General features: G+C 66.2%; 25 protein-coding genes. 11 read left to right on the forward strand and 14 right to left on the reverse strand.

All coding sequences use genetic code 11. The features are described 5' to 3' along the window. The first annotated feature begins 16 nt into the window (after positions 1-16). From gcvT to HUK73_RS00920, 6 genes are all read left to right on the forward strand, one after another. Positions 17-1,168, forward strand: coding sequence for a glycine cleavage system aminomethyltransferase GcvT (gene gcvT / locus HUK73_RS00895; protein WP_176590215.1), 1,152 nt, complete (start codon positions 17-19; stop codon positions 1,166-1,168). Positions 1,169-1,247: 79 nt separating this feature from the next. Further along, positions 1,248-1,619, forward strand: coding sequence for a glycine cleavage system protein GcvH (gene gcvH / locus HUK73_RS00900; protein ID WP_176590216.1), 372 nt, complete (start codon positions 1,248-1,250; stop codon positions 1,617-1,619). Positions 1,620-1,670: 51 nt separating this feature from the next. Then, a complete protein-coding gene (gcvPA, locus tag HUK73_RS00905) occupies positions 1,671-3,029 on the forward strand; it encodes an aminomethyl-transferring glycine dehydrogenase subunit GcvPA (protein ID WP_176590217.1) in 1,359 nt (452 codons plus the stop codon). Beyond that, the gene (gene gcvPB / locus HUK73_RS00910) at positions 3,026-4,597 is read left to right on the forward strand and encodes an aminomethyl-transferring glycine dehydrogenase subunit GcvPB (protein ID WP_176590218.1); all 1,572 of its coding nucleotides are present in this window, start codon (positions 3,026-3,028) and stop codon (positions 4,595-4,597) included. The genes gcvPA and gcvPB overlap by 4 nt, the downstream gene beginning before the upstream one ends. Next, positions 4,594-5,235 (forward strand): DUF938 domain-containing protein, encoded by a 642-nt coding sequence (locus HUK73_RS00915; RefSeq protein ID WP_176590219.1) that lies wholly within the window; start codon positions 4,594-4,596, stop codon positions 5,233-5,235. The genes gcvPB and HUK73_RS00915 overlap by 4 nt, the downstream gene beginning before the upstream one ends. 10 nt (positions 5,236-5,245) lie before the next feature. Continuing rightward, positions 5,246-6,121, forward strand: a complete 876-nt coding sequence (locus tag HUK73_RS00920) for a hypothetical protein (RefSeq protein WP_176590220.1) — start codon at positions 5,246-5,248, stop codon at positions 6,119-6,121. Here the strand turns inward: HUK73_RS00920 and HUK73_RS00925 are convergent. From HUK73_RS00925 to HUK73_RS00935, 3 genes are all read right to left on the reverse strand, one after another. Continuing rightward, on the reverse strand, positions 6,078-8,051 hold the full coding sequence (locus HUK73_RS00925; protein ID WP_255326150.1) for an ATP-binding protein: 1,974 nt from the start codon (positions 8,049-8,051) through the stop codon (positions 6,078-6,080). The genes HUK73_RS00920 and HUK73_RS00925 overlap by 44 nt on opposite strands. A 140-nt stretch (positions 8,052-8,191) precedes the next feature. Continuing rightward, positions 8,192-9,409, reverse strand: coding sequence for an aminotransferase class I/II-fold pyridoxal phosphate-dependent enzyme (locus HUK73_RS00930; RefSeq protein WP_176590222.1), 1,218 nt, complete (start codon positions 9,407-9,409; stop codon positions 8,192-8,194). 101 nt (positions 9,410-9,510) lie between these two features. Beyond that, the gene (locus HUK73_RS00935; RefSeq protein ID WP_176590223.1) at positions 9,511-9,753 is read right to left on the reverse strand and encodes an acyl carrier protein; all 243 of its coding nucleotides are present in this window, start codon (positions 9,751-9,753) and stop codon (positions 9,511-9,513) included. Between the two features lie 109 nt (positions 9,754-9,862). On the opposite strand from HUK73_RS00935, the gene HUK73_RS00940 reads away from it, so the two are divergent. Then, positions 9,863-10,420 carry a Pycsar system effector family protein gene (locus HUK73_RS00940; protein ID WP_255326151.1) on the forward strand — a complete coding sequence of 186 codons (558 nt, stop codon included), beginning with the start codon at positions 9,863-9,865 and terminating at the stop codon, positions 10,418-10,420. Here the strand turns inward: HUK73_RS00940 and HUK73_RS00945 are convergent. From HUK73_RS00945 to HUK73_RS00960, 4 genes are read right to left on the reverse strand one after another with little or no spacing between them, the layout of a single operon-like run. Beyond that, positions 10,417-10,695: an ETC complex I subunit gene (locus HUK73_RS00945; RefSeq protein ID WP_176590224.1), complete on the reverse strand. Its 279-nt coding sequence runs from the start codon at positions 10,693-10,695 to the stop codon at positions 10,417-10,419. The genes HUK73_RS00940 and HUK73_RS00945 overlap by 4 nt on opposite strands. Positions 10,696-10,753: 58 nt before the next feature. Next, positions 10,754-13,231 carry an ATP-dependent helicase HrpB gene (gene hrpB, locus HUK73_RS00950; protein ID WP_176590225.1) on the reverse strand — a complete coding sequence of 826 codons (2,478 nt, stop codon included), beginning with the start codon at positions 13,229-13,231 and terminating at the stop codon, positions 10,754-10,756. Between the two features lie 33 nt (positions 13,232-13,264). Next, entirely contained in the window at positions 13,265-14,044 is a 780-nt protein-coding gene (locus HUK73_RS00955; RefSeq protein WP_176590226.1) for a TSUP family transporter, read from the reverse strand. Between the two features lie 33 nt (positions 14,045-14,077). Continuing rightward, a complete protein-coding gene (locus HUK73_RS00960; protein WP_176590227.1) occupies positions 14,078-15,106 on the reverse strand; it encodes a polyprenyl synthetase family protein in 1,029 nt (342 codons plus the stop codon). 160 nt (positions 15,107-15,266) lie between these two features. Between HUK73_RS00960 and HUK73_RS00965 the strand changes: the two genes are divergently transcribed. Next, positions 15,267-15,551: a chorismate mutase gene (locus tag HUK73_RS00965; protein WP_176590228.1), complete on the forward strand. Its 285-nt coding sequence runs from the start codon at positions 15,267-15,269 to the stop codon at positions 15,549-15,551. Between the two features lie 16 nt (positions 15,552-15,567). Here HUK73_RS00965 and HUK73_RS00970 read toward each other — a convergent pair whose 3' ends face one another. From HUK73_RS00970 to HUK73_RS00985, 4 genes are read right to left on the reverse strand one after another with little or no spacing between them, the layout of a single operon-like run. Next, positions 15,568-16,464 (reverse strand): DMT family transporter, encoded by an 897-nt coding sequence (locus tag HUK73_RS00970; RefSeq protein WP_176590229.1) that lies wholly within the window; start codon positions 16,462-16,464, stop codon positions 15,568-15,570. Positions 16,465-16,514: 50 nt separating this feature from the next. Further along, on the reverse strand, positions 16,515-17,162 hold the full coding sequence (locus tag HUK73_RS00975) for a heme exporter protein CcmB (protein WP_176590230.1): 648 nt from the start codon (positions 17,160-17,162) through the stop codon (positions 16,515-16,517). Beyond that, positions 17,159-17,764, reverse strand: a complete 606-nt coding sequence (gene ccmA / locus HUK73_RS00980) for a heme ABC exporter ATP-binding protein CcmA (RefSeq protein WP_176590231.1) — start codon at positions 17,762-17,764, stop codon at positions 17,159-17,161. Before ccmA ends, HUK73_RS00975 begins: the two co-directional genes overlap by 4 nt. Further along, a complete protein-coding gene (locus HUK73_RS00985; RefSeq protein ID WP_176590232.1) occupies positions 17,761-18,186 on the reverse strand; it encodes a metallopeptidase family protein in 426 nt (141 codons plus the stop codon). Before HUK73_RS00985 ends, ccmA begins: the two co-directional genes overlap by 4 nt. Positions 18,187-18,260: 74 nt before the next feature. Here HUK73_RS00985 and HUK73_RS00990 point away from each other — a divergent pair, with 74 nt between their 5' ends. Beyond that, on the forward strand, positions 18,261-18,548 hold the full coding sequence (locus tag HUK73_RS00990; RefSeq protein WP_176590233.1) for a 4a-hydroxytetrahydrobiopterin dehydratase: 288 nt from the start codon (positions 18,261-18,263) through the stop codon (positions 18,546-18,548). Here the strand turns inward: HUK73_RS00990 and HUK73_RS00995 are convergent. The 3 genes from HUK73_RS00995 to HUK73_RS01005 are packed head-to-tail and all read right to left on the reverse strand — an operon-like array spanning position 18,540 to position 22,205. Continuing rightward, complete coding sequence (locus tag HUK73_RS00995) at positions 18,540-19,127, reverse strand: hypothetical protein (protein WP_176590234.1); 588 nt, start codon at positions 19,125-19,127, stop codon at positions 18,540-18,542. The genes HUK73_RS00990 and HUK73_RS00995 overlap by 9 nt on opposite strands. After that, positions 19,124-21,463: a patatin-like protein gene (locus tag HUK73_RS01000; protein ID WP_176590235.1), complete on the reverse strand. Its 2,340-nt coding sequence runs from the start codon at positions 21,461-21,463 to the stop codon at positions 19,124-19,126. Before HUK73_RS01000 ends, HUK73_RS00995 begins: the two co-directional genes overlap by 4 nt. Positions 21,464-21,506: 43 nt before the next feature. Next, positions 21,507-22,205, reverse strand: a complete 699-nt coding sequence (locus HUK73_RS01005) for an endonuclease/exonuclease/phosphatase family protein (protein WP_176590236.1) — start codon at positions 22,203-22,205, stop codon at positions 21,507-21,509. 89 nt (positions 22,206-22,294) lie between these two features. Between HUK73_RS01005 and radA the strand changes: the two genes are divergently transcribed. Both radA and HUK73_RS01015 read left to right on the forward strand, forming a co-directional pair. Further along, positions 22,295-23,662, forward strand: a complete 1,368-nt coding sequence (gene radA / locus HUK73_RS01010) for a DNA repair protein RadA (RefSeq protein ID WP_176590237.1) — start codon at positions 22,295-22,297, stop codon at positions 23,660-23,662. Positions 23,663-23,673: 11 nt separating this feature from the next. Next, positions 23,674-24,186, forward strand: coding sequence for a CvpA family protein (locus HUK73_RS01015; protein ID WP_176590238.1), 513 nt, complete (start codon positions 23,674-23,676; stop codon positions 24,184-24,186). The last annotated feature ends 25 nt before the right edge of the window (positions 24,187-24,211 follow it).

Consider the following 24,211-nt stretch of genomic DNA (forward strand, 5'->3'; position numbering starts at 1 on the left):
ACGGAAAGGCCGCCCCATGTCAGGCAATGACGACATCGCCCATATCGAAGAAGAATTGCCGCTGCAGGACCTGCCGCTTGACGCATGGCATCGCGCCAAAGGCGCGCGCATGGTCGGCTTCGCGGGCTATCACATGCCGATCCAATATGAAGGCATCATGGCCGAGCATGGCTGGACCCGCGAGCATGCCGGGCTGTTCGACGTCAGCCATATGGGCCAGCTTCTGTTTTCCGGCGAGGGCGTGGACGAGGCGCTGGAGCTTCTGCTGCCCAGCGACATCAAGGGGTTGAAGCCCTGCCGTCAGCGCTATTCGATGCTGCTGGATGACGAAGGTGGCATTTTGGACGACCTGATGGTGTCACGCCTCGACGGCGCGGCGTTCGATGGCGCCGATATCTATATGGTCGTCAACGGCGCGACCAAATATGACGATATCGGCTGGATGATCGAGCGTCTGCCCGACGAGGTCGTCATGAACCATATGGACGATCAGGCCCTGCTGGCCCTGCAGGGGCCGGAAGCGGGCGAGGCGCTGGCTGCGCTGATTCCCGAAACCGCCGATCTGGTTTTCATGCAGTCGGCGCCCTTCATCTGGCGGGGCGTGCCGCTGTGGATCAGCCGTTCGGGCTATACCGGCGAGGATGGCTTTGAGATCAGCGTTCCGGCGGCGGACGTGACTTTGTTGGCGGATGCGCTGTGCGAATTGCCGCAGGTGAAGCCCATCGGCCTTGGTGCGCGGGACTCGCTGCGCCTTGAAGCGGGCCTGCCGCTCTACGGCCACGACCTGAGCCCCGCCGTCAGCACCATCGGCGCGGATCCGGGCTTCGCGATCCAGAAGCGCCGCCGCGAGGAAGGCGGCTTCATCGGTCATGCCCGCGTGATGAAGGAACTGGCCGACGGGCCCGGATCGAAACGGGTGGGTCTGAAGATCGAAGGCCGCATGCCCGCTCGCGAGGGTGCGCCGATCTATGCCGGCGGCACGCAGGTGGGCGAAGTGACCTCCGGCGGCTTCGCGCCGACCGTAGGCGCGCCGATCGCCATGGGTTGGGTCAGCCTGCCGCACAGCGCAATCGACACCGCGCTGGAGATCGAAGTGCGCGGCAAGCGTATCGCCGCGACCGTTGCGCCGATGCCGTTCGTGCCGCACCGCTACCGCCGCAAGGCCTGATTTTCCGTTTTTTGCTGGTCGTGATTTTCAAGCAAATCGCACAGTCTGTTACCGTGATCACTTCGAGGGGAGTAGAACCATGAGCCGTTATTTCACCGAAGAACATGAATGGATCGATGTCGAAGGCGACATCGCCACCGTCGGCATCACCGACTATGCGCAGGAGCAGCTTGGCGACATCGTGTTCGTCGAACTGCCCGCCGAAGGCACCAGCTTCGAAAAGGGCGATGACGCCGCCGTCGTGGAATCGGTCAAGGCCGCCTCGGACGTCTATGCGCCGATCTCCGGCGAAGTCGTCGAAGCCAATGGCGCGCTGGAAGATGAACCCGCGTTGGTGAACAGCGATGCCGAGGAAGATGGCTGGTTCTTCAAGCTGCGCATCGGTGACGCTAGCGAGCTGGAAGGCCTGATGAACGAAGCCGCCTACAAGAAGTTCGTGGCCTCGCTTTGATCGACAAACGTCATCCCCGCGCAGGCGGGGATGATGAAGCAGGAAAATAACATGCGCTATCTACCCCTTACCGACACCGACCGGCAGGATATGCTGTCCGTCATCGGCGCCGCTTCGGTTGACGATCTGTTCGTGGACGTCCCCGCCGAAGCCCGTCTTTCCGACAAGATTGCGGGCCTGCCCGATCACGCCAGCGAACTGGCGGTCGAACGCCACATGGCGGCCCTCGCGCGGAAAAACCTGTCGGCAGGGGAGGCGCCCTTCTTCCTCGGCGCGGGCGCCTATCGGCACCATGTCCCGGCAAGCGTCGATCATCTGATCCAGCGCGGCGAGTTCCTGACCGCCTACACGCCCTATCAGCCCGAAATCGCGCAGGGCACGTTGCAGGTTCTGTTCGAATTCCAGACTCAGGTGGCGCGCCTGCTCGGTTGCGACGTCGCCAATGCGTCGATGTATGACGGCTCGACCGCCTGCTGGGAAGCGATCGGCATGGCCCGCCGCATCACCAAGCGCGGCAAGGCGATCCTGTCCTCCGGCCTGCACCCCCATTATGTCTCGGTCGCCAACACCATGGCGAAGTTCACCGGCGACGCGCTGGTGCATGCAGCGCCGACCCTCGACGCCGCTACCGACATCGACGCGCTGATCGCCGGGATCGACAAGGATACGAGCTGTGTCGTCGTCCAATATCCCGACATTCTGGGCCGCATCGCCGACCTGACCCCGCTTGCCGACGCCGCTCATGCAGCGGGCGCGCTGCTGGTCGCGGTCGTGACCGAGCCGGTTGCGCTGGGGGCGATCAAGGCGCCGGGCCATATGGGCGCGGACATCGTGGTCGGCGAAGGCCAGTCCATCGGCGTCGGTCTGCAATTTGGCGGTCCCTATCTCGGCCTGTTCGGCTGCAAGCAGAAATATGTCCGCCAGATGCCGGGCCGCCTCTGCGGCGAGACGGTGGACGCGGCGGGCAAGCGCGGCTTCGTGCTGACCCTCTCGACCCGTGAGCAGCATATCCGCCGTGAGAAGGCGACGTCGAACATCTGCACCAATTCGGGCCTGTGCGCGCTGGCGTTCAGCATCCACATGACGCTGCTGGGTGAGAGGGGGCTGCGCGAACTGGCGGCGCTCAACCATGGGCTGGCCTGTCAGGCGGCCGACCGTCTCCGCCAGGTGCCGGGCGTGAAGCTGCTCAACGACAGCTTCTTCAACGAGTTCACGCTGGTCCTGACGAAGGATGCGCGCGAAGTCGTCCGCAACCTCGCCGACAAGGGCGTGCTGGGTGGTGTTTCCCTGGGTCGCCTGTTCCCAGATGCGTCGGAAATCGGCCACGGTCTGGTCGTCGCCGTCACCGAAACCGTGACCGCGGAGGACATCGAAACCCTTGCCAAGGCGCTTGAGGAGGAACTGGCATGACCATGCTGAAGGAAGGCCGCCCCACCGCGCCGCAAGCCGTCAACGAAGCGGACAGCGCGCCTGCCACCGTCACCGGCAACCGCGCGCTGATGCTGGAGGAAGCGCTGATCTTCGAGATCGGTTCGATCGACACCACCGGCGTCGATTTTGCGGAGGCCCCGAAGGTCGCCAGCCGTCTCGGCAATCTTGCCCGCACCGACGGCATCGGTCTGCCCGGCCTGTCGGAGCAGGAAACGGTGCGCCATTATACGCGCCTCAGCCGCCAGAACTACGCCATCGACCTTGGCCTGTTCCCGCTCGGCTCCTGCACGATGAAGCACAACCCGCGCCTCAATGAGAAGGTCGCGCGCATGCCCGGCTTCGCGGACCTCCATCCGCTCGCGCCGCAATCGACGGTGCAGGGCGCGCTGGCGGTGATCCATGAACTGGCGCAATGGCTGGTCACGCTGACCGGCATGCACTCGGTCGCGATGAGCCCTAAGGCAGGCGCCCATGGCGAGCTTTGCGGCCTGCTTGCGATCCGCGCCGCGCTGGAAGCGCGCGGCGATGCGCGCAGCGTCATCCTTGTCCCCGAAAGCGCCCACGGCACCAACCCCGCCACCGCCGCTTTCTGCGGATATAAGGTGGAGGATATTCCGGCGACCCCGGATGGCCGCGTCGATCTGGAAGCCCTGAAGGCCCGCCTTGGCCCGGACGTTGCGGCGGTGATGATCACCAACCCCAACACCTGCGGCCTGTTCGAGCGCGACATGAAGACGATCTCCGACGCGGTGCATGCCGCCGGGGCGTTCGTCTATTGCGACGGCGCGAACTTCAACGCCATTGTCGGCCGGGTGCGCCCCGGCGACCTTGGCGTCGACGCGATGCACATCAACCTGCACAAGACCTTCTCGACGCCCCATGGCGGCGGCGGTCCCGGTTCGGGTCCGGTGGTGTTGTCGGAGGCGCTCACGCCCTTCGCGCCGCTGCCCTTCGTGGAGAAGCAGGGCGACCGCTTCGTGCTGGTCGAAGAGGAAACCGCCGAGGAGCATCACGGCCAGACCTTCGGCCGCATGGTCGCCTTCCATGGCCAGATGGGCATGTTCACCCGCGCGCTGACCTATATCCTCAGCCACGGGGCGGACGGCCTGCGTCAGGTCGCGAGCGATGCGGTGCTGAACGCCAACTACATCCTGCGCAGCCTGGACGATGTGCTGGATGCGCCCTTCGGCGCCAGCGGCCCGTGCATGCATGAGGCGCTGTTCAGCGATAAGGGGCTGGCCGAGGGCTTCACCACGCTCGACATCGCCAAGGGGCTGATCGACGAGGGCTTCCACCCGATGACCATGTATTTCCCGCTGGTCGTCCATGGCGCGATGCTGGTCGAACCGACCGAGACGGAAAGCAAGGCCGCGCTGGACCAGTTCATCATGGCGCTGCGCAGTCTGGCGGAACGCGCCAAGGCCGGGGATGAGGCGCTCAAGGGCGCGCCCTATTTCGCCCCGCGCCGCCGCCTTGACGAGACGCTGGCAGCGCGCAAGCCGGTCCTCACCTGGACCGATCCGGCGCTGGCGCAGGCCGCCGAATGACGGACAGGCCGGAGCCGTGGGAACCCGGTTCCGGCCCCGTGGCGGCGGGCAAGCGTCATGCGCCCGCCACGGAACGCAACCGTGACGCCATAGTCGCGGTTTTGCGCGAGGAGTTGCCGCAATCCGGTCTTATGCTGGAGGTGGCGAGCGGCAGCGGCGAACATGCGATCCATTTCGCCGCCGCCTTTCCCGATCTCGACTGGCAACCCAGCGATCCCGATCCGGTCGCGCTGGCGTCCATCGCTGCGTGGCGGGAGGAAGCGGGCCTCTCCAATCTTCGCCCGCCGGTCAGGCTGGATGCCGCTGCGCCCTGGCCGGCGGAACGCGCCGACGCGATCCTCTGCATCAACATGGTCCATATTTCGCCATGGGCCGCGACGCTTGGCCTGCTGCGCGGGGCAGGGGCGTGCCTGTCTCCCGATGGCCTGCTTTACCTCTACGGCCCCTATGTGCGGGAAGGCGTGGAAACGGCGCCCAGCAATCTTGCCTTCGATGCGTCGCTCAAGGCACGCGATCCGCGATGGGGCCTGCGCCGGGTGGAGGATGTGATCGCTGCCGCCTATGCCGAAGGGCTGCGCTTCGACCGCCTTGTGGAAATGCCCGCCAACAATCTGTCGCTTCTGTTCCGGCGGCGCTAAAGCCAGGCCGATGCCCGAAACTCTTCTCTCCCTCGTCACCGCTGAACTGACCGCGCCTGCCGATCCACGCGCCGCTGCCATGGCTGGCGCTTTGGCGGCCAAATATCCCCATGCGTCGCGCGCCGTGCTGTTCTACGGCTCCTGCCTGCGGGAGAAGAATCTCGACGGGTTGATGCTCGATTTCTATCTGATCGTGTCGGATTATCGTGCGGCTTATGGGAAGCGCTGGCTCGCGACGGCCAATCGGCTGATCCCGCCCAACGTCTTTCCTTTCGAGCATAACGGTCTGATCGCCAAATATGCCGTACTGTCGGAGGCCGATTTCGCTCGGCTGAGCAGCCCCGCCGCCGACAATGTCTCGGTCTGGGCGCGCTTTGCCCAGCCCGCGCGGTTGCTCTGGGCGGCGGACGATCTCGCCCGCCAGCGCGCCATTGCCGCCGTCGCCAGCGCCACGCCCACGCTGCTTTCCCTTGCCAGGCCGATGACGCAGGAAGGGGAAGCGCTTTCGCTCTGGCGAACCGGCTTCACGCTGACCTACAATGCGGAGTTGCGGGCGGAGAAAAAGGGCCGCTCACTCTCCATCGTCGATGCCGATCCGGATCGCTACCGCCGCTTCGGGGAAGCCGCATTGGCGCAAGGCCTGCCGCCCTCGCCACCGGACGCACCCACGCGCTGGCGCCAGCTTCAGCGGCGCGGCAAATGGCTTTCCATCATCCGGCTCGCCAAGGCCAGCTTCACCTATGCCGGCGGCATCGATTACCTTGCGTGGAAGATCAACCGACACGCCGGAACGCAGATAGAGATCAAGCCCTGGCAGCGCCGCTGGCCGCTGATCGGCGCGCTTACTCTGCTGCCGCGGCTGTTCCGGGGTGGTGCGATCCGCTGAGCGCGTTGGACAGCGCGTGCGACAGACCCATCAGCGTATAGGGCTTGCGCAGCACTTCATGCCCCGCGAAATCCGCCCGTTCGGCCGTATCGCCGGCATAGCCGGTGACGAACAGCACCGGCACATGGGCATGGGCGGCGGGCAGGGTGCGGATCATTTCCGGCCCGGTCATCTCGGGCATCAGCACGTCGCTGACGATCAGGCCGATGTCGCGATGGCTGGTCAGCAGTCTGGCGGCCTTTGACGGATGGTCGCAGGCGATGGGCAGATGCCCCAGTTCCGCCAGCGCCGCCATGGTCTGGTTGAGCACGCGGGGATCGTCCTCCACCACCAATATGCGCGTGGGCGGTTGCAGCACGGGTTCGCGCTCCGGCGCATGGGCGTCCATGCCTGCCTCGCCCTCGGCACCGATATGGCGGGGCAGGTAGATGTGGACGCTGGTGCCCTTGCCAATCTCGGATTCGATGCGGATCTCGCCCTCGCACTGGTGGACCAGACCGAAAATCTGGCTGAGGCCAAGACCCGTGCCCTTGCCGACCGGCTTGGTGGTGAAGAAGGGCTCGAACACCCGCGACAATATTTCCGGCGTCATGCCGCAGCCATTGTCGCTGACGGTCAGCGTCACATAGTCGCCCTCGACGCATTCGCCGATCTCGTTCGCGGCCAGATGCGCCTGACCGGTGCGGATGACCAGATGGCCGCGCCCCTCCATCGCGTCGCGGGCATTGACGCAAAGGTTGAGGATCGCATTTTCCATCTGATGCTGGTCGACGAAAATGCGCCAGCCCTTCGCGCCATTGTCGAAGGCCATGGTGATCTGGTCGCCGATGGAGCGGTCGATCAGCTCGCCGATGCCCGACACCAGCGCATCGGGATCGATCGCGCTCGGCAGCAGCGGTTCGGACCGGGCGAAGGCCAGCAGGCGGCGGGTGAGGGCAGCGGCGCGATTGGCGCCCTCCATCGCATTGTCGAGATGACGGCTCGCCTCCTGCGGCTTCAGGCGCAGCTTGCGCTTGGCCAGTTCCAGCCCGCCGACCACGACCGCCAGCATATTGTTGAAGTCATGGGCGATGCCGCCGGTCAACTGGCCCACCGCGTCCATCTTCTGCATCTGGCGCAGATTTTCCTCGGCCGCGGCGCGCTCGGCGGTTTCCTTCTTGAGCTGCTCATAGGCGTCGGACAGTTCCACCGTCCGCGCCGCCACCGCTGCTTCCAGCCGGTCGGCGCGCGCGGTTTCGTCATCCGCCTGTCGCCGTGCGTTGCGCCGCTCGGTATAGGCGGCATTGGCCAGCCACAGCGCGAACAGCACGCAGACCAGCAGCACCAGCCCGAAGAGCTGCGACGTCTTGCCCACCCATTCATTGCGGTCCCCGGCCAGCGACACCGCTTCGCTGCGTTCCTGCAACCGGGCGTTTTCAGCTTCGATGACGCGGTCGAGCAGCATGGTGATCTGCCGCAGATCCTCCGACTTGCCCGCCTGATGGAACTTGGCCAGCGCCGCCATCTTCTGGTCGTAGGTGGTGCGCAGGCCAATGTCGCTCAGCGTCTTGCCGCGCTGGTCGAAGGCGACCTGCAAGGCGCTGACATTGTTCTGCTGCCACCCCGACTGGCGCGTGGCATAGCTCATCGTCTTGAGCAGGCTGGCGGCACCGCGCCACTGGTCCTGGAACAGGCGGCCGGTATCGGGGTCGAGGCTGATGACGTAGCGGGCCAGCGTCACCTCCGCCCGCGCGGTCTTCGCTTCGAAGGCGCGGGCGAGGGCGATGATCTCATAGCTGCGGCGCTGCTCGTCCAGCGCCTGCTGATGGTCGCGGGAGGCATTGCTGGCGCTGTAGAGCAGCGTGCCCAATGATCCGATGAGAAGGATCACAAGCAGGGGCGGCAGAAAGCGGCGTATCGCTGCTCGCCATCCGGTCGCCTGGTCATCCATGAAAAAGCCGTCCGTCATCGACAGTTATACTAGACGAACAGCATTACGCGAGAATGGGCGCAGGTGAAAGGTTCCGATTGGGAGGGAAATTCCGTCGCATTAAATAACCGCCTGAGCGAGACGCGGGGATGAAGGCGCGATCAGCCAATCGCGCCCGTCGCCTTGCCCGCCGCTTCGAACATCGCGATGATCTGCTCGACCTGTTCGTCGCTATGCTCCGCGCAGAGCGAGCAGCGCAGCAGGAAGGTGCCGGCCGGGGTTGCCGGGGGGCGCGCCATGTTGACGTAGAGGCCCAGTTCCAGCAGCGCCTGCCACATCGCCACCGCCTGCGTCTGGTCGGTCAGGATGACGGCGATGATCGCGGACTGCGGCGTTTCCGTGCCCAGCTTGAAGCCGAGATCGGTCAGGCCCTTGTGCAGCCGCTGGCTGTTCTTCCACAGATGGGCGCGCTTCTCGCCCGCATGCATCAGCTTGCGGATCGAGGTCGCGGCGGTGGCGACGACGCTGGGCGGCAGCGAGGCGGTGAAGACATAGGGACGGCAGACGAGGCGCAGCACCTCGAACTTGGGGTGGTTGGAGACGCAGAAGCCGCCGACCGTGCCAACCGATTTGGAGAAGGTGCCGACGACGAAATCGACATCCTTTTCCACGCCCTGCTCTTCATAGACGCCGCGGCCATTGGGACCGAAAAAGCCCATGCCATGGGCCTCATCGACCAGGATCATGCAATTGGGATGTTTGCGCACGGCGGCAACCATGTCGGGCAGGGGGGCGATGTCGCCCAGCATCGAATAGACGCCCTCCAGCACCACCAGTTTCAGCGGGTCGGCGGGCAGGCGGCCAAGGCGCTTGTCCAGATCCTCGACGCTGTTGTGGCGGAAACGGACGATCTCCGCATTGCCCAGACCACAGCCGTCATAGATGGAGGCATGGCTGTCGGCGTCCAGCACGACATAATCGCCCTTGCCCGCCAGGGTGGAGATCATGCCAAGATTGGCCTGATAGCCGGTGGAGAAGACCATGGCGCCGGATGTGCCGTAGAAGTCCTTGAGCGCGTCCTCGACTTCCTTATGGCCCTGATAGGTGCCGTTTAGGACGCGGCTGCCGGTCGTGCCCGCGCCGAATTCGTCCAGCGCCTTCTTGCCCGCCGCGACCACGTCGGGGTCGAAGGTCATGCCCATATAATTATAGGTGCCGAGCAGGATCGTGTCCTTGCCCTTGATGACGGCCTGCGTCGGGGACTTCACCTCATCCATGACGATCGCGAAGGGATCACGCACGCCGGTCGCCAGCAGCGCCTCGCGTTCGGCGATCAGCGAATCGAATTTGGAGAAGAGGTCGCGGGTTTCGGTGGTCATGTCGTAATCCCAATAGCCGTTCGTCCGGGGCGAAGCCCGGCGGACGTTACGCGAACGGGCAGGCACTGTCTGCCTGCGCCGAGGAATAAATTAGGGCGGCGTCAGCCCTTCAGCTTCGCCACGGCATCGACAAGCTGGCCGACGGTTTCGATTTCGGCCTGCATGTTCATGGTGATGATGATGTCGAATTCATCCTCGATCGCCGCGACGAAATCCATCACGGTCAGGCTGTCCCACTCCAGATCGCCCGCGAAAGTGGTGGCCTCGGTCAGGTCCGCGCCCTTCTTGTTGAAGGGAGCGATCTGGCTCAAAACGCTGTCGAAAATCTGCTGGCGATCCGTCATTATCCGTGGTGCTTTCCGTGAAAGAGCGGCTTTTGCCCTCAAGCGTCGCTCTTTGGCAAGGGAATAAGGCGGCAATCAGGCATGACTGTCGCGAAAAAGGGGGGAGAGGATGATGACCGAGGCAGGAAATGCGCCGATACCCAATGTGCCAATGTCCAGTGCGCCCGTGCCCAATGCGATCCATCTGCTGCGGACGGCGGTGCAGACCAACATGCAGTTGAGCCAGATGGCCGATCAGAAGGCGAATATGCTGATCGGCGCGTCGATGGTGATCTTCACTTTATCGGTCGCGCAATTGCGGTCGGGCGCGTTGGTCTGGCCGGTGGCGATATTGGCCGTGGGCGTGTTTCTGGCTGCGACCTGCGCCATTCTTGCCGTTCTGCCGAGTGTGGGCCAGTCGCGCGGGAGCGTGACGGAGAGCGACAATCTTTTGTTTTTCGGGATTTTCACCCACCTCAGCGAGAGTGAGTTCAGCGCGCGCATGATGCAACTGGTAGCCGATGACGAAGCGCTGTGCCGCGCTATGCTGCGCGACATGTATCAGAACGGGCAAGTGCTTCAACGCCGCAAATATCGCTATCTGGGCTACGCCTATCGCCTGTTTCTGACGGGCGTGGTGATGAGCTTCGTGGCGCTCGTCATCGATCTGGCGCTAGGCGGGAGTTAGCGGAAATTATCCGCGTAAGCCTGAATCTTCAGCGTCTTGGGTGCGGTCGCGATCACCGAATAGGCAATCCCCTCCCGCTCGGCATAGGCGCGGGCCGCTTCCTCCGACGAAAAGGTCAGCCTGATCTGCTGCTTCATGTCGCCGGAACCGGCCCAGCCGGTCAGCGGATCGGGCTTCTTCGCTTCGGCGGGCGCATATTCCAGCACCCATGTGTGGGTCAGCGCCTTGCCGGACTGCAGGGCGTTTTTCTGGATCTGATAGATGCGCGCGCTCATCGCGGTAAGACTCCTGGCGGGATTTCGGTGCTGCGTTGCACCAGCGCATGCGCCCAAGTCAAGGCTTGCCCTTGGCGTCGGCGCGTTTCGTGCGCAAAGTGGCATTGGCCGCCGCCGGATCGTCGGGCCAGGGATGGCGGGGATAGCGCCCGCGCATTTCCTTGGCCACCGCGCTCCAGCTTCCGGCCCAGAAGCCGGGCAGGTCGCGCGTCGTCTGGATCGGGCGGCCAGCGGGGGAGGTGAGCGAGAGGACCAGCGGAATGCGCTGGCTGCCCACCACCGGATGCTCGCCAAGGCCGAACAGCGCCTGCACGCGCAGTTCGACGCGCGGTCCCCCTTCGGCGGCATAGTCGATGGCATGATTGCTGCCTGCGGGGGAACGAAAGTCCGGTGGTGCGAGCCGGTCGATCTGCTGCTTGCCGTCCCAGCCGATCAGTCCTTCGAGTACGCCGGAAAGCTGCGACCTGTCGATGTCGGACAGGCGGCGCCTGCCCTGAAGCAGCGGCGGCAGCCATTCGTCCAGCGTCTCCATGAGAGCCGCGTCGGACAGCGCTTCCACCCCGGCGAAATCCGCCCGCATCCTGAGCGATTGTGCCGCCTCGGACCATGGGAGCAGGTCCAGTCCGCCCCGCCGCACACCGTCGGTCAGCGCCTCGACCACCGCGTCGGGATCGGGCCGGTCGTCGGAGCCGGAGGAAAGCCGCACCGCGCCCAGCCGCCGTTCCCGAAGGGCCTCGATCCCGCCATTGGCGGCACGGAAGCGCACGGTGCGATGCTCCGCTATGCGGGTGCCGAACAGGGCGATCACCTCGGCCTCGCCGATCGGCGCGGCGGAGAGGATGCGGGCGCCGGCGGCACTGCCCTGAACCTCGCCCACGGCCAGCCATTCCTCGCGGGCGAGCGGGCTGAACGGATCGAGCCGGAAACCGCGCCCGCCGACGCTGGCCCAGTCCGCACCGTCGCCGGAGCGGCGCTTGGCCACCCGATCGGGGAAGGCGAGGGCAAGGCAAAGCCCCGCCGCATGGTCGGCGCCGACATCGGGGGCGCCCGCCCTGACCAGCTTCGCCCACCGCTTCGCGAGGCTCCGCGCCGCATCCGCGCGCTTCCCGCTTTCCCGCCGCCAGCGTATCCGCCGCTGCGACAGGTCGGTGTCCTGCCCGCCAACCCCGCGCTCACCCAGCAGCACGGCGACCTCTGACGCGACCTCCGCCAGCCCCATCTCGCCTGCCCGCACCAGCATATGGCCGATGCGCGGTTCCAGCGGCAGGCTCGCCAGCGCCTTGCCATGCGCGGTGATCCGCCCGTCGGAATCCAGCGCCTCCAGCACCGTCAGCCGCTTGCGCGCTTCGCTCACCGCAGCGGCCGGCGGGGCGTCCAGCCAGCGCAACTCCGCCGGATCGTTCACCCCCCAGAGCGCGCAGTCGAGGATCAGGCTGGAAAGATCGCTCTCCAATATCTCCGGCGGGTCGAAGGGCGGCATCCCCGCCGTCGCCGCCGCTTCCCACAGCCGATAGGCGACGCCCGGCCGCTGGCGCGCGGCGCGGCCTGCGCGCTGGGTCGCCGCCGCCTGACTGGCGCGCTCCGTCACCAGCCGGGTCACGCCAGCCGCCCGGTCATAGCGTGGCCGCCGCGCCAGCCCGCTGTCGACCACGATCCGCACGCCGTCGATGGTCAGGCTGGTTTCCGCGATGGAGGTGGCGAGAATGACCTTCCGCTGCCCCTCCCGCGAAGGCCGGATCGCCGCGCGTTGCGCCGCCGGATCAAGGGAACCGTGCAGCCTGTGCACCTCCACCTCGATGCTTTCCAGGCGTTCCGCCGTCCGCTCGATCTCCGCGACGCCGGGCAGGAAAGCGAGCAGATCGCCCTCGGCCTCCTCGCTCAGCGCCCGGCGGATGGTGGCGGCCATCTCATCCTCGATCCGCTTTTCCGATGCGCGCCCGACAGGACGCAGTTCCAGCGGCTGGATGCGCCCCTCGCTCTCCACCACCGGCGCGCCGTCGAGCAGAGCCGCAAAGCGCGCCCCGTCCAAAGTCGCGGACATGGGCACGATCCGCAGATCCGGCCGCAGCGCACCCTGGGCATCGAGCGCCAGCGCCAGCCCGAAATCGCTGTCCAGGCTGCGCTCATGCACCTCGTCGAAGAGGACGGCGGAGACGCCTGAAAGCTCCGGATCGTCCTGAATCCGCCGGACGAAAATCCCTTCGGTCAGCACCAGCAGCCGCGTTCTGGCGGATTGCTTCGAATCCATCCGGGTTGCGTAGCCGACCGTGCCGCCGACATCCTCACCCATCAGTTCGGCGATCCGCTCCGCCGCCGCCCGCGCCGCCAGACGCCGGGGCGAAAGCAGCAGCACCTGTCCCGTGCACCATGGTTCGTTCAGCAGGGCAGGGGCCACGGCGGTCGTCTTGCCCGCGCCGGGCGGCGCCACCAGCACGGCATTGCTCCCTTCGCGCAAGGCGGCGAGCAGGTCGGGCAAAACGGCATGGATGGGCAGGAGGGGCGGCAGCGTTGGCATCGCCGCTCCCTCTCGCGCCATTCGCGGTTCAACGCAATGATTCAGCTTTGGGGTTTAGGCGAACAGCAGCGCGTGGATCGGGTTCTTCGGGTCCAGCAGCATCTTGGCGGTCAGCGCCAGCGACATGACGATCAGCAGCGGGCGGATCAACCGGCTGCCGAAGCGCATGGCAAGGCGCGATCCGATCTGCCCGCCGGTGATGCTGCCCACCGCCATGGCGAGGCCGACGATCCAGATCACATGGCCGCCCATGATCATGATGAGCAGCCCGGCAAGGTTGCTGGCGAAATTGGCCGCCTTGGTCTGCGCCGTTGCCCGGACAAGGCCGAGGCCGCCCAGGGCGATGAAGATGGTGGTATAGAATGCCCCCGCGCCCGGCCCGAAAAAGCCGTCATAAAAGCCGATTGCGCCGATCAGCAGGCTGAGCGCGACCATGCCGACCCGCTGATGCCGGTCCATTTCGCTCACCTTGGGCGAGAAGGTGAAATAGGCGGCCAGCGCGATCAGCAGCGCGGGCATCAGCCCGGCGAGGATCGAGGGATCGACCCGCTGGATCAGCCACGCCCCGCCCGCCGATCCCAGAAAAGCGGCGATCAGCGGCCATCGATAGGCCTTCAGATCCATATGTCCCGCCCGCGCATAGGCGATGCAGGCGCCGAAAGTGCCGAGCGAGGATTGCAGTTTGTTGGTCGCGACCGCAGGAACGGGCGGAATGCCGGCGGCGAGCAGAGCGGGCAGGGCGATCAGCCCGCCACCGCCCGCCATCGCGTCGATGCACCCCGCCATCAGCGCGGCGGCCATCAGGAAGGCGATGGTTTCAGGGGAGGGGATCATGCGTTGCCCGAACGAGTGCGGCGCGCAAAATCCTCAATAAGCCCGTGCAATCGCGAACTCGACCGCTTCGGTCAGCGCCGCCTTGGCCTTGCCATTGTCGAACATGCCGAGTGCATCGATCGCCCGCTGGCCGTAATGGCGGGCGCGGGCGAGCGTGTCGTCAATCGCCCCCGTCTTGCGCAGCAGGCCTGTCGCATGAGCGAGATCCTCGTCGCTCACCCGATTGCCCGCAATGGCCTGTTTCCAGAAGGTGCGGTCCTCTTCGGAACCCCGCGCATAGGCCAGGATCACCGGCAGCGTCACCTTGCCGTCGCGGAAATCGTCGCCCGCATCCTTGCCCATGGTCGCGCCGTCCGACTCATAGTCGATGGCGTCGTCGATCAACTGGAAGGCGATGCCGAGATTGCGGCCGTAAACGTCGAGCGCCTGTTCCTCCGCGTCGTTGCGATCCGCGACAACCGCGGAAATCCGGCAGGCGGCGGCGAACAGGGCCGCCGTCTTGGCGCCGATGATGTCGAGATATTGCTCTTCGCTGGTGTCGATCTTGCGCTGGGCGGTGAGCTGGTTGACCTCTCCCTCCGCGATCACGGCGGAGGCGTTGGAGAGGATCTTCAGCACCTTGAGCGATTCCGCCTCGACCATCAGCTCGAAGGAGCGGGAGAAGAGGAAATCGCCCACCAGCACGCTGGCGCTGTTGCCCCAGATGATGTTGGCGGTCTTGCGGCCCCGGCGCAGCCCCGACCCGTCGACCACATCGTCATGCAGCAGGGTCGCGGTGTGGATGAACTCGACCGCTGCGGCCAGCTTGTAATGGCGCGACCCGGCATAGCCGACCAGATCGGCGCAGGCGAGGGTCAGCATGGGCCGCATCCGCTTGCCGCCGCCCGCGATCAGATGGCCGGCCAGTTCGGGAATCAGGGGAATGCGCGACTGCATCCGGTCCAGAATGACGGCATTCACCTGGTTCATGCCCTCGGCGACCAGCGCCATCATGGGAGCGAGCGAAGGCGCGCTGTTGGCGCGGCCGATGGGGTGGACATTGCCGGTGGCGGATGCAGTCATGACAAGCGCCATGTGGCGGCCCAAAATGCTAAAGGCAAGCGGGAATAGCTTGCGCGGGCGCCCGGAAGCGGCAAAAAGCCTCCGGATATGTGATTGACGCATCGTGGGGGACGAAAAAGCGGTTCCCATCTTTCGCGCGATGCTCTGCCGGAGGACGCAAGTGGACGAGACTTTGAAGCGCTATCGCGAGAGCATCGACAATATCGACGCGGCGCTCGTCTTCATGCTGGCGGAGCGGTTCAAGATCACCCAGGCCGTGGGCGAGCACAAGGCGACGCACGACCTGCCGCCCGCTGATCCGGGGCGGGAAGAACGCCAGATCGCGCGCCTGCGCCAGTTGGCCACCGACGCCAATCTGGACCCCGACTTCACCGAGAAATTCCTGCGCTTCATCATCGACGAAGTGATCCGTCATCATGAGCGGCTGCGGGAACAGCAGGGCTGAGGCTGGGAAAGTTTGTTTAGGCCGGTTCGGTGATTTCCTGATTGCGCGCGGGCCGGGTTGAGCGGCCCAGCATCACCCCGCCCAGCGCCAGCGCGAAGCCGACGATCTGCACCGGCCCCAGCCGCTCCCCGAACAACAGCCAGGCCTCTATCGCGGCGAGCGGCGGCACCAGCAGCAACAGCATCGACATGCGCGTCGGCCCTTGATGACGCACCAGCCAGACCAGCAGCGACAGGCCGCCCGCCGACAGCCCCAGCACCGCCCAGCCAAGGCCCATCCATAAAATCGGGCTGCCGTCCCAGCGATAGTCGTCGACGATCAGCGTCGCGGCCAGCGCGACCAGCGCGCCGCCCGCATTCTGCACCGCGCCTGAAATCGCGATGCCGTCCCCGGCGATGGCGCCCCGCTGGATCAGCGTTCCGCCCGCCATGCCCAGAACCGCGCCCATGCCCGCCAGCGCCGGCCAGATGGTGATCGACCCCGCGCCCGAACGCTCGATCGCCGGAAGCAGCACGCAGCCGACCCCGGCAATCGCGATGGCGAGTCCGCCCCAGGCCCGCCCCGGCAGCCGGTCGCCCAGAAAGGCGACGCTCGCCACCGCCACCATCAGCGGCTGGAGCGCGCCCAGCAGCGACATGATCCCGGCGGGCATGCCGTTGTTCACGGCCCACCAGCTCAGCGTCAGGTAAAAGCCGTGCAGCATCGCGCCCGCCGCCAGATGCAGCCCCAGCCGCCGTCCGCGCGGGACTGCCTGACGCGCATAGAAGGCCGCGCCGAAGAGCAGCAATGTCGTCAGCGTCAGCCGAATCGCGAGAATGAGTTCCGGCGCGGCATGGGGCACCATCGCCCGCGCGACGATGAAGCCGGTGGACCAGATCAGGACGAAGAGGGCGGCGGCAAGGGCGGCAAACATGCGTGCGCCTTTGGCCTATCGGCACCAGCCTGTCGAGTTGCGATCTAAATCTATTCCCGCCCGGCCCGGATCGCCGCGCCACCGGCAAAGGGCGTGATCGCGACCAGCAGCAGCGACGCCGCGCCCAGGAATTTCAGCGCCGCCCCGCTGCCATCGCCCAGGGTTCCCGCCCCGAAGATCAGCAGCGGCACCGCCAGCGGCAGGGCAAGCAGGCCCGACAAGGCGCCGCTCGACCGCAGGCCCGCCGTCAGCGTCGCCACCAGCAGTCCCAGTGCCGCCAGCGCCGGTGTCCCGATCAGCAGGCCCGTCTCCAGCAGGGCGATGGTCGTCCCGTCCAGCTTCAGCAGGGCAGCGGCGGGCAAGGTCGCGATCATCAGCGCCGGACCGAAGCCCAGCCAATGCGCGATCAGCCGGGCGAGGACCACCATCTCCTCCCCGATGCCGCGCAGCGCGATCTGGTCCAGCACGCCCGAATCCCGGTCCGGCGCGATCAGCCGGTCGACCGGCAACAGGCTGGCGAGCAGCGCCGCGATCCACAGCATTCCCCCGCCGGTCCGGCCAAGCAACGCCGCATCCGGCCCAACCGCAAAGGGATAGAGGCTCGCCACCAGCAGCAGGAAGGCGACCGGCAGCCACAGTCCCGCCGACTGCCAGGCCTGCCGCAGGTCCCGCGCGGCGAGCGTCAGGAGGATGGTCAATCTCCGTCCTCCGCCGGGGCATGATCCTGCATCGCCATCACCACCGGCGTCACCAGCGGCAGCGGCTGGTGCGACGCCGCGATGACGACCCCGCCCTTGGTCAGATGCCCGGCCACCGCATCGCCCAGCAGGCCCAGCGCTGCGTCATCCAGCCCGTTGCCCGGTTCGTCCAGCAGCCAGATCGGCGCGCCCGACGCGATGACCCGCGCCAGCGCGGCGCGCTTGCGCTGCCCTGTGGACAGCATCCGTACAGGGACCTGCGCCAACGGTCCCAGCGCCATCGCCTCCAGCGCTCCGTCCAGCGCCTGCGCCGCCGCTCCGTCCAGCCGTGCCCAGAAATCCAGCGCGGCGCGCAGGGGCTGCTCCATGTCCAGCGCCAGCCGTTCATCGGTCAGCGCAACCCCGCCATGCCGTTCCACAATGCCGGCCGATGCGCGCAGCAGTCCGGCGCAAATCCGCATCAGGCTGGACTTGCCGATGCCGTTGGGGCCTTTCAGCAGGGCGCTGCCGCCCGGTTCCATTGCCAGATCAACGCCCCGGAACAACAGCCGCCCGCCGCGCACGCAGGCGACGTCCGACAGGCGCAATCCCACGCGGCTCATAAGGTGACCATGTCCTCCAGAACATGCATGTCGAGGTCGGAGAGGCCGAAATGATGGCCGATTTCATGCACCACCACATGGGTGATCAGCATGTCGAGCGGCACCCCGGTTTCCACCCATTCGTCCAGCAGCGGACGGCGGAACAGGTGGATGGTCGGCGGCATGTCGCCGGTCTGCGCCGCCTCACCCACGGGGCGCCCGGTGTAAAGGCCGGTGAGGCCAAAGGGATCGTCGATCTCCATGTCCTTCAACACCTGCCGATCGGCGAATTCCTCGACGAACAGCACGACATTGGCCAGATGAGCGCGAAACGGCTCGGGCAGGCGCGACAAGGCGTTCAGCGCCAGGCTTTCGATATCCTCGCGACTGGGCGCAAAACGGGGAGGTTGACCGGCATCGTCCATAGCGGAGACATAAAGCATGTTCCGAATCGTCTGGAAACAGGCGAAGGTCGGGAAAATGCGTTAACAGCGCGTATCAGTGGAGAGGACGGCAAGTGATTGCAAAACTGGATGAGGAAGAACGGGCTCTGGCGCTGAGGAATTTGCCCGAATGGGCCCCGGTTCAGGAGCCGGAGGGTATCCGCCGGTTGTTCACCTTCAAGGATTTCGTGACCGCCTTCGGTTTCATGACGAAGGTCGCGTTGCTGGCGGAAAAGGCGGACCATCATCCCGAATGGTCGAACGTCTATAATCGCGTCGACATCACGCTGACCACCCATGATGCCGGTGGTCTGTCGCGCCGCGACATCGACCTTGCCACGCAGATCGACGCCTTATTGTGACGCATTCCCCTCGATCCGGTCCTCATAGCCGCTGAGCGCGGCCATGACCGCCGGGTCCTGGGCATAGCGTTCGCGCAGCCGGGCCAGTCGCGCGTCGGTGCCGGTGCACAGTTCCACGATATTTTCCTGAAGGAAGGCGCGCCGCTCCATGTCATAGGCCTCCTCACCCCGGAAATGGTCGCAACTGTCGCGGTCGACCATGTAGCGCGTCACTTCCTCCGGAAAGGGCCGGGGGTCGGCGGCGCCCATGGCGGGCGGCAGATCGGGCACATAGGCCGGGGGAGGGATGTTGACGACTGACGGCTTGATTGGCGGGATCATCGCCTGACCGGCCGCCTGCGGCGTTTCCTTCGTCCTGGCAGCAGGCAGGCGTTTGCCGGTCACGGTAGGATCGAGATCGGGAAGAATGCGCATGGGTTGCGCATCCGGCGCGGGCGCGTCCGCCATCATCCTGTCCTCCAGGGGCGTCGCGTCGGGCCGTTCACGCCCGCCGGCGTTGCCATGGCTTGTGGAGGCAGGCGAGCAGCCGGCGGCCAGCGCCAGCACCATCATCGGAAACAGCTTCTTCCCTGCGTTCACCCGATCTCCTTCCGCAAACTGGCGATCAGGTCCGCGGCATGCTTCAGCCGCTTCTCTTCCTCATCGAGAATCGCCATGAAAGCGGTCCGCCTATAGTCACGCACCGCATCGGGCGAAAGGCGGTTTGCCGCGGGCAATGCCGAAATCACGATATCCAGCAGCCGCTCCACCCCATGGAGCCGCCCCCAGAGATAGTCATTCTCCCGATAGGCGCGGCTGAAGAAGGCGCCGAAATTGTTGAATTCAATGCCTTTCAACGTCGCTTCCGCGCCTCCTGACCGGATCGCGCTGCAATCTTCGGGCGAGATGCGGTCGACTTTGATCGGGTCATATTCGTCCATGGCGTGGCCCTGAAGCAACGGCAGGGTCGCGATGTCGTAGAAGGGAAAGCCGAGATAGGCGAGCAGCATGGTCCGTCGCGCCGCCTTGGGCAGGGCGGCCATCGCATCGGCCAGCATCATGTCCGCCGCCTCGTCCCGTTCGCGCAGGCCGCGCAGCGTTGCCACCGCCTCCAGCGCGGCGCCCGGATCATTGGGCACTTCGCGTGCCGCCGCCCGGATTTCCCCATTGTAGAAGTCGATGCCCTCGCATTCGGTATAATGGGACAGCGCGGCATAAATGGCGTCGTGCATCTTCAGGATCGCCGCCTCGTCCGCCGTCGCCTCCACCTCCAGCGTTTCGGCCAGTCGCCGCGCCAGAAAGCGCAGGCGGCGGATGCGGAAGGTCAGGTCATGCAGACGGAAGAACGACACCGGCGCGGAATCCCGCCCCACATCCTCGGTCAGCCGGTCCGCGCCGATGCCACGCACATGGCTCCAGAGCGCCTGACGATAGCTTTCCCGCATCAACGGGCTTTCCTCCGCGCCGAGGCGGAAGAGCAGGTCGGCCAGATCCTCGACAATGCCGGAAAGCTTGAGATGGCCATAAGCGGGGAAGGCGAAGCCGGCGGAACTGGCGGCGCGCTGCTGCGCCTTGCTGCGCCATGCCGACAGCCGCGCCGGGGTCGGCCGGTCGAGGAACAGCATGCCGCCGATGGCGTTTTCCACCTCCGCCTCGATGCCGGGGCGCAGCGCGTTCAGGATACGCACCATCCGCCGGATGCGCCCGCTATGCTGGTCGATCGCGTCCAGATTGTCGCGGATCGGCTGTTCGCGCGGAATGTCGCTCAGGGCGCCGAATATGGTGCGGAAGAAGCCCGGCAGCGGCGTATCCTCGCCGGTGGGAACGGCCTCGCCCTGCCGGTTGAGCTGGATGGAACGATGGCCGGGCTTGGGATCGATATAGACGAAGCGCCGGTCGACCTCCCGCCGCGAGGGACGGTTCTTGAGCGCGCCGATGGCCTGGGCGAAGGGGGCGTTGGCCAGCACCGACCCGTCGATCAGCACTGCATCCTCGGCCCGTCCCTGCGCCGTGTGGCGGGGCAGGGCGCGGGCCAGGAACGCGTCCCGCGTCGGCCAGGCGCGATGGCGATGCTTCAGCACGCGGTCCAGCTCGCGCACGGTGAAGGGCGGGAAGGCGCCGGGAAAGCTGGCCGTCGCCCGTGCCGCGAAGGCGAGTTCGGCGGGATCGGCGAAATTGCGGTCCTTCCCGCTGCTCTTGGGACCGCGCGCCCGAAAGCCGATGGAAAGACGATGTTCCGTCTCCACCACCTGCGGGGGGCTGTTGAGATTGAGGCTTTGGGGATGCCCCTCGAAATCGGTGACGGTGACGAACAGGTCCAGCGGGTGGCCGGCAGGCAGCAGCGAGGGGCCGCGCCCGGTCGCCTCCATCGCGTCGAAGGCATCCAGGATCATGGCGGTGAAGATCTCCCCGCCAAAGGGCGGCTCGAACCAGCGGGAACGGATGAAGTGGGACAGTTTGTGCCGCACCTCCTCCCGCGTGTCGGGGGCGACGGTGCGTTCCACCGTGTCGCCGGGATGCCGCGCCGCCATCCAGACCAGCGGCGTCGCCCAGATCTTGGTGATGCGCCGCGTGGGCCGCGCATCGGGGTCGAGCAGCTTTTCGACATCGGCATTGTCCAGCCACATGTCGGTCAGCGGATCGAGCGACTGGCCGGTTTCGATCGCCTGCGCCAGGAAGATGCCGTTGATCCCACCTGCGCTCGCGCCCGCGATGATGTCGGGCATGACGCGCAGCCTGATGCCGCTTTCCTTCTCCAGTTCTTCCAGCAGGCGACGATAGACCGCCTCACTGCTGTTCCCCGACGGCTCACCATCGTGAAACGCCCGGCTGGCCCGCGCCAGATGCCAGATTTCCTTGGTGATGCCGTGCATGTAGACGGCCAGGCTGATCCCGCCATAGCAGACCAGTGCGAGCCTGAGTTCCCGCTCTTTCATAGGCTTGAGAGTCGCAGAGCCGGATGGACTTGTCGAGGGGGCCTCAGGATAGTTTGAACTCCGCCCAGATCGGAAGATGGTCCGACGCCCGCCGCGCCGCCGCGCTTTCATGCACGCCGCTGTCGACCAGCTTCAACTGCCCGCAATGCATGATCCGGTCGAGCCGCGCCACTGGCCGCCGCGCATGGAAGGAGCGCCCGCAGGGCGCGAAGCTGAAATGCCGGGCGAAATCGGCAAGGCATCCCCGCCCGGCGCTCCATTCGTTGAGATCGCCCATCAGCACCGTCGGCATGGCGTCGCCCAGCCCGGCCGCATGGATCACCGCCGCCGCCTGCTTGCGCCGCCACAGGCCCGACAGGTCGAGATGCATGCCGAAGATTCGCAGGCTTGCCGTGTTCAGCGTCACCTCCGCCATGGTTGCGCCGCGCGGCTCCAGACAGGGCAGGTGCAGGATGTCATGCGCGCCGACTTCCGCCTCCTTGCGCACCAATATGGCATTGCCGTGCCAGCCCATGGAATCGACATGCACGTTGAGCGGCACCGGCTTGTAGGGGCTTAGGGATTCGAGCAGCCAGGGTGGGATCGCCGCCGATCGCACGCCGAAACGCCGGTCCGCTTCCTGAAGCGCGATGACATCGGCATCGACCTCGTTCAGCACGTCGATCACCCGCTCCGGCACCCGGCGGCGGTCGGTGCCGATGGCCTTGCGGATATTGTAGCTGGCGACGCGAACGGTCCTCATGTCGAAACAATGCGCCACTCCGCACGCGGTTTCCACGGGAAGATGCAAAGAGGATTTGTGTTCCACATATGTTCTGATATGCGTGGCCCATGGCAAAGGCAAAGCGCAAATTCGTCTGTCAGCAATGCGGCACCGTTTCCAATCGGTGGCAGGGGCAATGCGACGATTGCGGCGAATGGAACAGCATCATTGAGGAAGCGGCCGAGACGGTCTTTTCCGCCCGCCATGACCTGCATAGCGGCGGTCGCGCGCTGACGCTGGTGGGTCTGGACGACAAGGTCGAACTGCCGCCGCGCACCACCACCGGCATTGCCGAATTCGACCGCGCCCTGGGGGGCGGCATTGTCCCCGGCTCCGCGACGCTGATCGGCGGCGATCCCGGCATCGGCAAGTCCACGCTGCTTTTGCAGGCCGCCGCGCGCATCGCTACGGCCGGGCACAGCGTCGCCTATATCAGCGGCGAGGAAGCGTCGGATCAGGTCCGTCTGCGCGCGCAGCGGCTGGGTCTGGGCAATGCGCCCGTGCAACTCGCCAGCGCCACCTCCGTCCGCGACATATTGACGACGCTGGGGGAGGGGGCGCCGCCCGCGCTGCTCATCATCGATTCAATCCAGACCATGCACAGCGACCTGATCGAGGGCGCGCCGGGCACGGTGAGTCAGGTGCGCGCATCGAGCCAGGAACTGATCCGCTTCGCCAAGCAGCGCGGCACGGCGCTGATCCTCGTCGGCCATGTCACCAAGGACGGCAGCATCGCTGGCCCCCGCGTGCTGGAGCATATGGTCGATACGGTGCTGAGCTTTGAGGGCGAACGCAGTCATCAATATCGCATCCTGCGCGCGATCAAGAACCGCTTCGGGGGCACGGACGAGATCGGCGTCTTCGCCATGGTCGCGGAGGGGCTGGAGGAGGTTGCCAATCCCTCGGCCCTGTTCCTCACCCATCGCGATGAAACGGTGACGGGCGCGACGGTCTTTCCCGCGCTGGAAGGCACCCGCCCGGTGCTGGTCGAAATACAGGCGCTGGTCGTTCGCCTCTCCAGCGGCGCGACGCCCCGCCGTGCCGTGGTCGGCTGGGACAGCGGCCGTCTGGCGATGATCCTTGCCGTGCTGGAGGCGCGTTGCGGGCTCAGCTTCTCGACCTGTGAAGTCTATCTCAATGTCGCGGGCGGCTATCGCCTGTCGGACCCCGCCGCCGACCTTGCCGTCGCCGCCGCGCTGATGTCCGCGCTCTCGGAACGGCCGGTTCCGGCCGATGTGGTTCTCTTCGGGGAAATCGCCCTGTCGGGCGAACTGCGTCCCGTCGCCCATTCGCCGCTGCGCCTGCGCGAGGCGGCCAAGCTGGGATTCAGCCGCGCCTTCGTGCCCGCCGCCGTGGCCGACGGGGTGAAGGGTATTTCGATCAGCGGTTATCGCGCGCTCGCGCAACTTGTTGACCAGATGCTTGGGCGCGGATAGCGACCAACGCCATGAACGCGATCGATATTCTCGTCCTGCTGCTGATCGGCGGTTGCGCCATTTTCGGCCTGTTGCGCGGTTTCGTGCAGGAAACCCTGTCACTGATCGCATGGGTGCTCGCGATCTTCGCGATCCGCCTGTTCCATGCCTCCGCCACCGGAATGCTGGATGGCTTCGTCGGCACCACCAGCGGCGCGGCGGTCCTTGCCTTCGTGCTGGTGTTCGGCGTTACCTTCGGCGCGGGCAAGCTGCTCGCCCACGCCATTGGCCGCCGCACGCGTCAGTCGGTCCTCGGCCCGGTGGACCGCGTGCTTGGCGCGGGCTTCGGGGCGGTCAAGGGGCTGATCGGCGCGACCCTGATATTCCTGGCGTTCAGCCTCGTCTACGACACCTTCTATGGTGGTGGCTCTCGTCGCCCGGACTGGCTTTCCGACGCGCGCACTTTTCCGCTGCTGAATGCGAGCGGTCAGGCGATCAGCGAATTCGTGGCGGAACGCCGGGCGCACAAGCCTTCCGAAAGCTGATCGGCCTGTCCTGATCGGCCTGTCC

It is taken from the genome of Sphingobium sp. EM0848 (assembly GCF_013375555.1).
Taxonomy (GTDB): Bacteria; Pseudomonadota; Alphaproteobacteria; order Sphingomonadales; family Sphingomonadaceae; genus Sphingobium.

Coding starts and splice junctions, on each gene's coding strand:
- HUK73_RS00930 (WP_176590222.1), bottom strand. CDS start 9,409: ATGACCACCGAAACCCGCGACCTCTTCTCCAAATTCGATTCGCTGATC.
- hrpB (WP_176590225.1), bottom strand. CDS start 13,231: ATGGCGCGAGAGGGAGCGGCGATGCCAACGCTGCCGCCCCTCCTGCCC.
- gcvH (WP_176590216.1), top strand. CDS start 1,248: ATGAGCCGTTATTTCACCGAAGAACATGAATGGATCGATGTCGAAGGC.
- HUK73_RS00925 (WP_255326150.1), bottom strand. CDS start 8,051: ATGGATGACCAGGCGACCGGATGGCGAGCAGCGATACGCCGCTTTCTG.
- HUK73_RS00970 (WP_176590229.1), bottom strand. CDS start 16,464: ATGTTTGCCGCCCTTGCCGCCGCCCTCTTCGTCCTGATCTGGTCCACC.
- HUK73_RS00915 (WP_176590219.1), top strand. CDS start 4,594: ATGACGGACAGGCCGGAGCCGTGGGAACCCGGTTCCGGCCCCGTGGCG.
- gcvPA (WP_176590217.1), top strand. CDS start 1,671: ATGCGCTATCTACCCCTTACCGACACCGACCGGCAGGATATGCTGTCC.
- HUK73_RS01015 (WP_176590238.1), top strand. CDS start 23,674: ATGAACGCGATCGATATTCTCGTCCTGCTGCTGATCGGCGGTTGCGCC.
- radA (WP_176590237.1), top strand. CDS start 22,295: ATGGCAAAGGCAAAGCGCAAATTCGTCTGTCAGCAATGCGGCACCGTT.
- HUK73_RS00955 (WP_176590226.1), bottom strand. CDS start 14,044: ATGATCCCCTCCCCTGAAACCATCGCCTTCCTGATGGCCGCCGCGCTG.
- HUK73_RS00940 (WP_255326151.1), top strand. CDS start 9,863: ATGATGACCGAGGCAGGAAATGCGCCGATACCCAATGTGCCAATGTCC.
- HUK73_RS00945 (WP_176590224.1), bottom strand. CDS start 10,695: ATGAGCGCGCGCATCTATCAGATCCAGAAAAACGCCCTGCAGTCCGGC.
- HUK73_RS00935 (WP_176590223.1), bottom strand. CDS start 9,753: ATGACGGATCGCCAGCAGATTTTCGACAGCGTTTTGAGCCAGATCGCT.
- HUK73_RS00985 (WP_176590232.1), bottom strand. CDS start 18,186: ATGCTTTATGTCTCCGCTATGGACGATGCCGGTCAACCTCCCCGTTTT.
- gcvT (WP_176590215.1), top strand. CDS start 17: ATGTCAGGCAATGACGACATCGCCCATATCGAAGAAGAATTGCCGCTG.
- ccmA (WP_176590231.1), bottom strand. CDS start 17,764: ATGAGCCGCGTGGGATTGCGCCTGTCGGACGTCGCCTGCGTGCGCGGC.
- HUK73_RS01005 (WP_176590236.1), bottom strand. CDS start 22,205: ATGAGGACCGTTCGCGTCGCCAGCTACAATATCCGCAAGGCCATCGGC.
- gcvPB (WP_176590218.1), top strand. CDS start 3,026: ATGACCATGCTGAAGGAAGGCCGCCCCACCGCGCCGCAAGCCGTCAAC.
- HUK73_RS00960 (WP_176590227.1), bottom strand. CDS start 15,106: ATGACTGCATCCGCCACCGGCAATGTCCACCCCATCGGCCGCGCCAAC.
- HUK73_RS01000 (WP_176590235.1), bottom strand. CDS start 21,463: ATGAAAGAGCGGGAACTCAGGCTCGCACTGGTCTGCTATGGCGGGATC.
- HUK73_RS00920 (WP_176590220.1), top strand. CDS start 5,246: ATGCCCGAAACTCTTCTCTCCCTCGTCACCGCTGAACTGACCGCGCCT.